The organism is Burkholderia sp. MSMB1072 (assembly GCF_001524725.1).
In the GTDB taxonomy this organism is placed as follows: Bacteria; Pseudomonadota; Gammaproteobacteria; order Burkholderiales; family Burkholderiaceae; genus Burkholderia.
On sequence record NZ_LOYC01000056.1, the window covers coordinates 298,691 to 309,912 of the forward strand.

An 11,222-nucleotide genomic window follows, 5' to 3' on the forward strand; every position below is an offset into this window, starting at 1 on the left:
GCATTCATGGTCGCGCTCTCCGATGCGGTGATGGGCGCAGGCCCCATGCCGTGCCGCCCGAGGACTTCAGAATACGAGCGCGGGCTCGCATCCCACAACTCGCATTGGACGTTCCGCCGCACGGGCGCGAAACCCTTGCGGGGCCGAGCGTTGCGGGATGGCGACGATCGCGGCGGAAGGCGCCACTCGCATTCGCGACGGGTACCGTCGATGCGGGATGCCCGAGCGGCCGGCGACGCGAAACGACGACGGCCCGGGATTCGCGAACGAACCCCGGGCCGCCGATCGGCCGTGAGTACCGGGCTTCGCCTGCATCGCCCGGCACCACGCGTCGCTCACGATGACGCGACCTGCATCAGAACTGATAACCCGCGCCGACCACCGCGCCGAAGTCCGACCGCGCGTTGCCCGTCACCGATGCCTTGACGACCCAGCGGTTGTTCTCCGTCACGTACGAGTAGCCGGCAGCGAAGCCCTGCTGGCCGTGATAATTCGAGGTCGCCGCCGACACCATCGAGCGCCCCGCGCCAGTCGGCTGCGGCAAGCCGGCCACCGCCATCGCCGACGCGACGCCGCCGTACATGTCCTTCTTCAGGTCGTTGAACGAGTTGTACACCTGCCCGATGCGCTGGTCGGTATACCCCTTCGCCTGCGTCGACGCCGTCGCGAGGTTGTCGTTCAACTGCTGCACGTTCACCGCGTCGGTCGGTGCCGTGCCGGCCGCGACGTTCGTGATCTGGCGCTCGCTGCCCTTCGCGCCGACCGAGAACGAGTTGTCGCGATCGGCGACGGAGCCCTGGCCGACCGCCACCGCGTTCTTGCCGGTCGCGGTCGCCGTCGACCCGATTGCACCCGCGTCGGCACGCGCGATCCATGTGGTGTTCGCATCGGTCGCGGCCGCGCGGATCTTGTCGTTGGCCGCCACGTTCTTCAGCGCGTTGTTGAACTGCCCCATGTTGACCGCGTCGTTGTCGCTCACGCCCGCCGCGACACCGGTCAGCACGCGGTCGCCCGCCGTGCCGGAGAAGTTCACGCTCGCGCCGCCCGAATCCTTGCCGACCGTGATCGCGCCGTTCGGATCCTGCTGCTGCACGAGGCCGGCCTTGCCGTTCGCGATGTTGGTCACGCTGCCTTGCAGGTTCGAAATGTCGGTGGTGTTCTTCGACACCTGCTGGTTGGTCGCGTAGAGCTGCGAACCGTTCACCGCGTCGGTGCTGGTCGCGCCGAGCGTGCCGGCCTGCACGTTGGTGATGCGTGTGCCGCCCGCACCGCCGAGCGTGATCGTGCTCTTGGAGCCATCGTCGTACTGCACCGCGAGCGCACCGAGCTGGTTCAGGTTCGACTGCACGTCCTTCAACTGCTTCACGTTCACCGCGTCGGTATCGCTGGTGCCCGCCGCGACGTTCTTCAGCACGACCGCCGACGTTGCGTCGCCGCCGACGAGCGAGACCGAATTCAGCCGGTTGCCGCTCGCGTCGACGTCGTACTTGACGACGTTCTTCACGGCTTCGCCGGCCTGGTTCGACACCTGCGTGATCTGCTGTTCGAGCGCGGTCTTCACGCCCGACAACTGGCCGCCGTTCACCGCATCCGTGCTGCCCGCGGCGAGGTTGCCGTCGGCCACGTTCGTCAGCTTCGTCGGCGCACCGCCGCGCGCGGCGTTGAACGCGCCGAGCGTCGGGTCGAACTGCAGCGCGTCCTGTTGCAGCCCGGCAATCGCGGCGGTGTTGCCCGCGATGTTCGTTTCGGCATTGCCGATGCGCGTTTCGTGATTCGCAAGCGTCGTCGTGTTGCTGCCGACGCGGCCGTCGAGGTTCGTCAATGCGTCGCCGACGTTGTCGAACGCGCTGCCGCCGATCTTGTAGTTCGGTGCGCCGATCGAGCCGTCCGGGTTCGCGGTCGCGCCGCCGCCGAGCGCGGCCGCGGCGCCATCGGTCGCGCGACGCAGTTGCGCGCCGTTCACCGCATCGGTGCTGCCGGCCGCCACGTTGCCTTCCGCGACATTGGTCACGCGCACCGGGCTGCCGCCGTTGCCTGCGCCGAGCGACACCTGCCGCTTGCTCGGATCGTCGTATTTGACGGCGAGCGCATCGAGCTGGCTCGTCCCGTCGTGAATCGCCGCGTTCAGCTGATCGACGTTGACCGCGTCCGTTCCACTCTTGCCGGCCGCGACGTTGCTGATGAGCTGCGGGCCGTGGCCGCCGTGGCTCGCATCGTACGCGCCGAGGGCCGGGTTCCATTGCAGCGCGTCCTGCTGAAGCGCCGCGATGTTGCCGGTGTTCGTCGTCACCTGGTTGCCGACGGTCGCGATCGACTGGTTGAGCGTGTCGGTCGCCTTGCCGAGCTGGCCCACGTTCACCGCATCGCCTGCCGCCACGCCGTCCGCGACGTTGTGCAGGCCGACCGGCGCCGCGGCACCCGTGCCGCCGAGCGTGACGCCGCCGTGCGCATCGTCGTCGTACTGCACCGCGTTCTTCGTCGCGTTGCCGATCTGGCCGGCGATCGACGTGCTCAGATTGCCGAGCGTCGTGCTGAGGTTGTTCGTCACGCTCGTGCTGAGCGATGCGAGGCCGCCCGTCAACTGGCCGACGTTGACGGCGTCGTGGACGTCCTTGCCGTCCGCGACGTTGTGCAGCGTCGTGCCGTTCGGGCCGGCGAACGTCACCGAGTCGAAGCCGCTCGCGCCGTCGTACTTGACGTTGCGCGTATCGGCCGCCTGCAGGTTGACGATGTTCGACGCCGCGGTGCTCAGCGAGCCGTTGATGCCGGTCACGCTGTTCTGCAGGTTCGCGATGTTCGAAGCCGCCGTCGAAACGGACGTCTGCAGCGGCGTGAGGCTGCCCTTCAACTGGCCGACGTTGACGGCATCGGTATCGGCGACGCCGGCGGCCACGCCGCCAATCGTCGTGCCGGTGGCGCCGTCGAGCGCGATCGCCGCATGCGAGTCGTCGGTATATTTCACGACGTTCTGCGTCGCCGTGACGATGCTCGTGCTGAGGCTGTTGCCGACGCTGGTCACGCGCTGGTCGACGTTCGAGATCGAGGTCGACAGCGCATTGCCGACCGACGTCACGCGTGCGTCGACGCTGCCGATGCCCGTGCTCAGCGTGCTGTTCACGTTCTTCAACTGCTGGACGTTGACGGCATCCGTATCGGCCGCGCCTGCCGCGACGTTCTTGAGCTGGCGTTCGCTGCCGAGCGCGCCGAACGACACCGCGCCGCCGACCGGTGCGGCCGTGCCGCCGAACACCGGCGTGCCGCCGTTGTTCGCGCCGACACTGCCCGAGCCGATCGCCACCTGGTTGTTGTCGTTCGTCCGCGCGCCCGCGCCGATCGCCACCGACTGCGTGCCGGCCGCACGCGTCTGCGTGGCCGCGTCGTACGATGCGCCGGCCGATACGCCGTCGCTCGACGTCGGGTTCGCACCGCCGATCGCGATCGAACGGTCGCCGCTGGCCAGCGCCGAATGGCCGAGCGCGATCGAGCTCGTACCGTGCGCATCCGCGACGTTGCCGAGCGCCATCGAGAAATCGCCGACCGCAGCCGACTGGCGGCCGATCGCCAGCGCCGTGTTGCCCTGCGCGACCGCCACCGTGCCGATCGCGGTGGCCGAGTTCGCCAGCGCCTGCGAGCCGACGCCGATCGCGATCGCGCCGCCGCTGCCGCTGCCGCCCTTGCTGCTCGCATTCGACTGGTCGCCGATCGCGATACCGCTGGCGCCTGCCATCGCATTGGTGCCCTGCGTCACGTTCGCGGTACTGACCGCGACGTAGTTGCCGCTCTTCGTTGCCACGCACAGCGGGTTGGTGCCGTCGATGCACTGGCCGTTCAGCGCGTTGTCCGGGTTGCCGCGGTCGACGAAATTGTCCGCGTGCGCGGCGCCGGCGATCAGCACACCCGCGCCCGTGAACATCGCGGCGGCAAGCGCCGAAATCTGCTTCCTCTTCATGGTCTTCTGCTCCGTTGTGTAGCGTCTGGTTTGAATACGGACTACTTACTTTTATTGACAGCTTCGACTTCGATTGCGACTTCGTTTCGGAAGCGGATTCCGGCGCCGGGCTTCCGACGCCGGGCCAGCCATGCCGACACGACACGCGTCGAGCACCCGTTTCGACCGGGCGTTCGAACACCCGGGGCATGCCGTCGGCCTGACGTCCCGTTCCGTTAATTCGACAACTGCATTAGGAATACGTATTGATTCATATGGACGAGTCTTTCCCCGGCTGAATCCGGAGATTCAACCCGTCGTCATATGCATCCCCGATTTGTCGCCGCGCCGATCGCGACCCACACTGCTTCTTTTATTTCATCCCCCGGCAACCCGGGTTTCACTCCGTGCAGCGAGCACGTGGCGGGACAGTCATCAATTGATGCGCCGGCTTCGGGTCAGGCAACGTCCGTCACCGCTTGCGGCGCTTCCGCTGCCCTGCCCACCCGCTACTCAAAGTTCGGACGAATTATGAGACACGGAATTAAATTATTAAAGCCGACATTCTTTATAGATTGTAAAATTCCAAATATTCAATGGTTTACGTAAAATACGCCCATTCCGCAAACGATTTCGCGCCAGCGCCATTATTCAAAACCTTTTGCCGAGCGGATAAATACTTTGCCAAAGCGGATTCAAATAATCCATTTCTCGAAAATACAATCCGAAAGCCGGCCGGTCGCGCGGTTTTCTCACTGGATATACGCGTAAACCACGAGCAATGATGCACGTCGACGTTTCACGTTCCTGTCGCAAACCGCCATTTTCTATAATCGCGAAGATGGAATGGTGCAAATGGAGCCGTCGTGTCTGGCCGGATTCCGAATATGCTCCTACAATTCCGCTCGCATCGATTCCGGCAGTCGCGATCGTCGTCCACGCGAGCACGGCGATCCGTCGCGTCCCGACCGACCCGGCGATCAAAACGACGAACGCCGCGCGGCTCCCCCTTGTCCGAAATCGATGCGAGCGTGCGATGCGCCGGGATGCATCGCCACGCAGCGGCCTACGACGTTTCCACCTCACCGGGCTGGCCACCCGCGGAAAACGCAGCCAACTGCCTTTTAACAACAGGTGCACGATGCCTTCATCGATCTCCGCATTGCGCGACGCGCATATCCTGATCGTCGACGATCAACCCGACCAGCTCCGTTTGCTGACCGACATGCTGCGCAGCACGGGATGCCGGATCAGCGTCGCATTCGACGGCGCGCAAGCGTGCCAGCGCGCGCAGGCGCTGATGCCCGACCTGATCCTGATGGACGTGCGCATGCCGCGCATGGACGGCTTCACCGCATGCCGCCTGCTGGCCGCCGATCCGCTGACGGGCGCGATCCCGATCATCTTCCTGACCGTGGCCGGCGCGTTGCACGAACGGCTCGAGGGGCTGGAGATCGGCGGCGTCGACTATGTGGTGAAGCCGTTCGAGCCGGCGGAGGTGATCGCGCGGATTCGCGTGCAGCTCTCGCGCGCGAAACGCGAACGGTCCGCCGGGACGGAAGCGGCGGAAAGCCCGTTCGCGGGCGGCAACGACGACGACATCATCGTGCGCGCGGCCATCCGCCACCTGTCGCGCACGCTGAACGATCCGCCGACGGTGGAGGAACTGGCGCGTGCGGTCGGCACGCACGAAAAGCGCTTGTCGCGCGCGTTTCGCGACAATCTCGGCCAGACGGTGTTCGAATATCTGCGCTACGAGCGGCTGCGGATCGCGCAGGATCTGCTGGACTCCACGTCGCTCAGCATCGCCAGTATCGCGAAGGAAATCGGCTTTTCCACGCCGGCCAATTTCGCCACCGCCTTCCGCGAACGTTTCGGCATCACGCCGACCGAATGGCGACGCCAGGGCCATGCGGGCGCGCGCACGGCTACCCGGGAGCCGCAACGCCGCGTGTAGGCCGCGTGCGACGCACTCACGCTCACCAGTTGTATTTCGCGCTGGCCAGCACGGTCCGCTCGTTGCCGAACACGCACACGGCGTACGACTGACAGCCGCTGACATAGCGCCGGTCGAACAGGTTCGCGACATTCACCGCGAAACGCCAGCGCGGCAGCTCGTAATGGATCGCGAGGTCGTAAAGCGTCGCGCTCGGCACCGTCAGCGAATTGTCGGGCGCGCCGGCCGATGCGCTCTGGTAGCGCACGCCACCGCCGATGCCGAGGCCCGCCAGTGCGCCCGTGCGCCAGGTCCAGTCGGCCCACATCGACGCCATCTGCCGCGGCAGCGGGACGGACACCGGCCAGTGGTTCAGCGACGCGTCGTTCGCCTGCACGTTCTTGACGTCCTGATAGAGATACGACGCGACGATCGACAGCTCGCGCGACACCTGGCCGACCGCGCTCAGCTCGATGCCGCGCGAGCGCACCTTGCCGGTCTGCACCGACGTCGTCGCGGTCGGGTCGAGATTCACCGGCGTGGGCGTGACGACGTTGGTCTGGTCGATCCGATACACGGCCGCATTCAGCATCAGGTTCCGGCCGGCCGGTTGCCAGCGCAGCCCCGCCTCCGTCTGCGTGCCGCGCGTCGGCTTCGGCAAGCCGCCGCCGTACATCCGCACGCCGATGACCGGATCGAACGACGTCGAATAGGCGACGTACGGCGACAACCCGGCGTCGCCGCGATAGGTGAGCCCGACCCGCCCGGAGAACGCACTGACGTCCTGCTGTGCATGCGAGCCGGCGGCCCGGTCGTCGAACCGCGCATTCACGACGTCCTCGCGGCCGCCGAGCGTCAGCGTCCAGCGCCGCCAGCGGATCTGGTCCTGCGCATACACGCCGAATCCGTTCATCGCGGTGTACTGGTCGACGTGGCCGAGCGATGTCGGGCCCGAGAAGATCGCGGCGGTCACAGGCCGATAGACCGGGTGATACAGGTCGAGCGACGGGGCGAGCGCGAGTTGCACGCTGTTGGTCGTCGTCTGCCGGTCGAACTGCAGGCCGAACAGCAGCGTGTGTTCGAGCGGCCCCGTGCCGAAGCGCGCCTGTGCGCGATTGTCGATGTCGAGCCGGCTGTAGTTGAGCTGGAACAGCCCCGCGAAACGCATCATGTTCGTCGTGCTTCGGGGCGCGAGGCCGTTGCCGAACACCGTCGCATCGTCGAGCGACAGGTGCGACCAGCGCACGTCCTGATGCAGCGTCCAGATCGCGTTCACGCGGTGTTCCAGCGCGTAGCCGAGCGACCATTGCTTCTTGCGGTAGTCGTTGAACGACGGGTCGCCCATGTAGATGTCCTGCGACAGGCGGCCGTTCGGGTTCGGCAGCACCGTGCCCGACGCGGGCAGGAAGTTCGACGAGATGTCGCCGCTGTCCTGCAGGTATGTCGCGGAAAACGTCAGCGACGTGTCGGCGTTCGGCCGCCACCGGAACGACGGCGCGAGCGCGACGCGCCGGTCGCCGTTCGGGCCGGTCACCGCGTTGCCGTCGCGCGCGACGCCGACGAAGCGGTATGCATACTTGCCGTCCGGATCGAGCCTGTCGCCGACATCGAGCATGGCTTGCTTGCGCGCATCGTTGCCGATCTGCACGCCGGCTTCACGCACGCGCGTGCCGTCGGCGCGCTTCGTCTGCGCGTCGACGATCGCGCCGGGCTCGCCCGCGCCGTACAGCACCGACGTCGGCCCGCGCAGCACCGCAATCGAATCGATCGCGTACGGATCGACGCGCCAGTTCGCGATCACGGCCGTGTTCGGCGCCGGCAGGCCGTCGACGTACAGCGTCGGCGTGAAGCCGCGCAGCGCCGCATACCAGTCGGTGCGGCTGTCGGCGCCGCACGTCGCGAAGCCGGGCACGTAGCGCAACGCCTGGTTCAGGTCGGCCGCGCCGGTCATCTCGATCTGTTGCGCGGTGACGATGTCGATCGTTTGCGGAATCTCGTCGATCGGCGTATCGGTCTTGGTGCCGGTGGCAGTGCGCCGCCCGACGAGCCCGACGGCCGAAGCATCGGCCGGCCCTCGCACGTCGATGGCCGGCAGCACGGCCGCCGCCCCAGGCGCCGATGCCTGCGCGTGCGCACCGCCCGCGGCGGCCGCGCACAACGCTCCGCCTGCCGCGATCGCCATCGCGCGCCGCCCCGTCCCTGTCTCCGTCCACATCGTCTCGATACTCCGTCGTGCTGGGTTGGCCCGTTCGGCCGGATCGACGGACCGCGTATCGCCGGGGTCCGTCCGGTGGTGTCGTGATTGCCGTGCCCGGCGAACGCAGTGAAGCGTGGATCGGTACGCACCGACCGATTGCGCCGTTCGCGAGCGCAGCGATCATACCGGCCGAACGTGGCGCGGTCTTTAAAAAAGAATTGGACCGGTGACGGCGGCGGCACGCATATTGCGCGTCGCCCGAACCGCATTCAGGAACCCGGCGCAGCCGGGCATCGACGTGACACGCACATCCGGCAGGATTCACATCGGTATTTCAGGCTGGCGCTACCCGGGCTGGCGGGGAACGTTCTACCCGGCGGACCTGAAGCAGGCCGGCGAGCTACGGTATGCAGCGGGCCAGATGCAGACGATCGAGATCAACGGCACGCACTACAGCCTGCAAGCGCCGGACAGCTGGCGGCGCTGGTATGCCGAAACGCCGCCGGGGTTCGTGTTCAGCGTCAAGGGTTCGCGCTACCTGACGCATATCCTGCGTTTTCGCGACGAGGCCGCCACGGTCGCGTGCGCGAATTTTTTCGCTCAGGGGTTGTTCGCGCTGAAGGAGAAGCTCGGGCCGCTGCTGTGGCAATTCCCGCCCTCGCTGCGTTTCGACCCGGCACACATGGAGCACTTCCTGGGCCTGCTGCCGCACGATACGGAAGCCGCACTCGCGCTCGCCCGCCGGCACGATTCGCACGTCCGGGCGCCTTATCTGGAGATCGACCGCAAGCGAGCGTTGCGCCACGCGGTGGAAGTGCGGCACGACAGCTTCGTGGATCCGGCGTTCGTGAAGCTGCTGCGCCGCCACAAGGTCGCGCTCGTCGTGTCGGATTCGACCGAGGCGTGGCCCCAATTCGAGGATCTGAGCGCGCGGTTCATCTACATGCGGCTGCACGGCACCGAAACGAAATATTCGGGCGAATACGCCGATGCGGCGCTCGAGCGATGGGCACGCCGGATCGACACGTGGAGCCGGGGCGCGCAACCCGACGATGCGCGTCTCGCCGCACCGGCGCTGCACCCGCCACGCGCGGCGACGCGCGACGTGTACTGCTATTTCGACAACGACACGAAAACGCAGGCGCCGTTCGACGCCAGACGGCTGATGGCGCGGCTCGGGCTGCATGCGCATGACACGGCATCCGAATGAAGCGGCCGGCAAGCTGCACGGCGAACATGCCACCGGCAGACGAGAGGCCGGGCGCGAAATATGCTCCGGTGCTCCCGGATCGCGCGTCCTCGTCGCGCGCACCGCGCGCCCGGTGAATTTTTCACGACCGGCAACCGGCGCCATGGGCCAACACTGCAAGGAGAAAAAGCGATGACCCTGCTCATCTACCTGGTCGGATGGATCATTTTCATCGGCGGCGTCGTCTGGGGTTTGATGACGCTGCACGTCGCGCAGCACATCATCGAGATCGTGGCCGTCATCCTGTTCGGCATCGCGGTCATCACCGGCGCGACGCGCGCCCGGAATCGCGACCGGTCGTAGCGCTGCACGGCGCGGGCGCCTGCCCCAACGGTCGAACGGCATCGTCCGGATTCCTTACGTACTTCGCATGGCCGTTTCGCGCGCCCGAGCTGGTCGTGCGCGAATCGACCGGGGGGCGCCGGACTGACGGTTTGGTATCCACACGTTTGCGACTGCGGCGTGCGACGTATGCGTCGGGAATGAACGAAGTGGCGTCGGTCCCGCGGTTGCCGTTTTCTCGTTCGACGAGGGCGGAAACGTACATCGCTCCCTTCGACGCGCGGCGAACCGATGCAGGCAGGAGGAGATCGGGAAGCCCGAGATGGAGGCATGCGACGCCACGGCTCCCCGAAACGCAAAATGGCGCGTCACCGAGCCAACGCCGCGCGAGACGACACGATTCGTCGTCCCGCCGGCGTAGTGGATGACGCGCCTGAGGTGTGAAGATTCGCGGCCGCCCGGAGCATGCGGCGGCCGCGGTATCGACGTCGCCTACTTCTTGATCACCGGAACGGTGAGCGAAGTGACGAGCGACGTCACGGGTGCCAGCAAACCACCGCCCGACGCGCTACCGCCCCCTTGCGCGGAATTGCCGTTCAGCGAAACCGCCAGCGCGGGAACGACGCCGGCCACCGACCCGACGGCCGAACCGACCGATTGCACCGCCGCGTTGGCGATCGTCGCGCCGCCGGAGATGAGCGCCCCCGCGGCGTTCGTCACACCGCCGACCGCACCGGCTGCCGTACCGCCATTGAGCGCGACACTCAGTGCCGGAAGGGTCCCGGCGACCGCGCCGGCGGTGCCGGTCACGGTGTGCGCGAGCGAACCCGTCAGGCCTGTGGTGACCGTCGCGAGCGAACCTGCCGCACCGGTTGCGCCGGAGAGCGCGCCGGATCCCGAGCCGACGACGTTGCCGGCGCCGCTCGTGGCGGATCCGATCAGCGACGTGACGGTCGATGCGATCGGTGCGATCGCCGCGGTGCCGCTGCCGGCGAGGCCGGTTACCGCGCCGGACGCTGCGCCGATCGCCCCGGTGGCTGCGCCGACCGGCAACGAGCCGCCGAGATTGCCGACGATGCTCGTGATCGGCGTGATCAGCGCGCCGCCGTTGCCGGCGACACCGGTGACGGCATTGACGACGCCCGTGCCCGCGTTGGCGACCGTGCCCACGAGGCCGCCGAGACCGCCGGCCGCGCCGCCGGCACCGCCCACTGCGCCGGCCAGCGTTCCGACTGCACCGGTGGCCGTGTTGCCGACCGCGCCCACGACGCCGCCGAGACCACCGGCCGCACCGCCAGCACCGCCCACTGCGCCGGCCAACGTTCCGACTGCGCCTGTTGCCGAGTTGGCTACCGTATCAACGATGCCGCCGAGACCACCGGCCGCACCGCCGACACCACCCACTGCGCCAGCCAATGTTCCGGCTGCACCGGTTGCCGAGTTGGCTACCGTGCCTACGATGCCGCCGAGACCGCCGGCCGCGCCGCCAGCACCGCCCACTGCGCCAGCCAGCGTTCCGACTGCACCGGTTGCCGAGTTGGCTACCGTGCCTACGATGCCGCCGAGACTGCCGGTCGCACCGCCGACACCACCCGCTGCGCCGGCCAACGTTCCGACTGCACCGGTGGCC

The 11,222-nt window shown here is 67.5% G+C and carries 6 protein-coding genes and 1 pseudogene; 3 read left to right on the top strand and 4 right to left on the bottom strand.

What is annotated here, in order from left to right; all coding sequences use genetic code 11:
• Positions 1 to 355 precede the first annotated feature (355 nt).
• Positions 356 to 3,949, bottom strand: a complete 3,594-nt coding sequence (locus tag WS89_RS26215; protein ID WP_059794569.1) for a YadA family autotransporter adhesin — start codon at positions 3,947 to 3,949, stop codon at positions 356 to 358.
• A gap of 630 nt (positions 3,950 to 4,579) precedes the next feature.
• Complete coding sequence (locus WS89_RS34320; protein WP_179949890.1) at positions 4,580 to 5,068, bottom strand: hypothetical protein; 489 nt, start codon at positions 5,066 to 5,068, stop codon at positions 4,580 to 4,582.
• 1 nt (position 5,069) lies between these two features.
• Between WS89_RS34320 and WS89_RS26220 the strand changes: the two genes are divergently transcribed.
• Positions 5,070 to 5,885 (top strand): response regulator transcription factor, encoded by an 816-nt coding sequence (locus WS89_RS26220; protein WP_059794572.1) that lies wholly within the window; start codon positions 5,070 to 5,072, stop codon positions 5,883 to 5,885.
• A 22-nt stretch (positions 5,886 to 5,907) separates the two neighbouring features.
• Here WS89_RS26220 and WS89_RS26225 read toward each other — a convergent pair whose 3' ends face one another.
• Entirely contained in the window at positions 5,908 to 8,079 is a 2,172-nt protein-coding gene (locus tag WS89_RS26225; RefSeq protein WP_059794575.1) for a TonB-dependent siderophore receptor, read from the bottom strand.
• 280 nt (positions 8,080 to 8,359) lie between these two features.
• Here WS89_RS26225 and WS89_RS26230 point away from each other — a divergent pair, with 280 nt between their 5' ends.
• Both WS89_RS26230 and WS89_RS34325 read left to right on the top strand, forming a co-directional pair.
• Complete coding sequence (locus WS89_RS26230; protein WP_059794638.1) at positions 8,360 to 9,271, top strand: DUF72 domain-containing protein; 912 nt, start codon at positions 8,360 to 8,362, stop codon at positions 9,269 to 9,271.
• A 171-nt stretch (positions 9,272 to 9,442) separates the two neighbouring features.
• Positions 9,443 to 9,613, top strand: coding sequence for a hypothetical protein (locus tag WS89_RS34325; RefSeq protein ID WP_179949065.1), 171 nt, complete (start codon positions 9,443 to 9,445; stop codon positions 9,611 to 9,613).
• Positions 9,614 to 10,084: 471 nt separating this feature from the next.
• Here the strand turns inward: WS89_RS34325 and WS89_RS34330 are convergent.
• A pseudogene (locus tag WS89_RS34330) lies at positions 10,085 to 11,222 on the bottom strand (beta strand repeat-containing protein); the annotation flags it as partial.

Bases quoted from the DNA above. Each gene is read 5' to 3' on its own strand.
- WS89_RS26220 (WP_059794572.1), top strand. From the start codon at position 5,070: ATGCCTTCATCGATCTCCGCATTGCGCGACGCGCATATCCTGATCGTC.
- WS89_RS26215 (WP_059794569.1), bottom strand. From the start codon at position 3,949: ATGAAGAGGAAGCAGATTTCGGCGCTTGCCGCCGCGATGTTCACGGGC.
- WS89_RS26225 (WP_059794575.1), bottom strand. From the start codon at position 8,079: ATGTGGACGGAGACAGGGACGGGGCGGCGCGCGATGGCGATCGCGGCA.
- WS89_RS34325 (WP_179949065.1), top strand. From the start codon at position 9,443: ATGACCCTGCTCATCTACCTGGTCGGATGGATCATTTTCATCGGCGGC.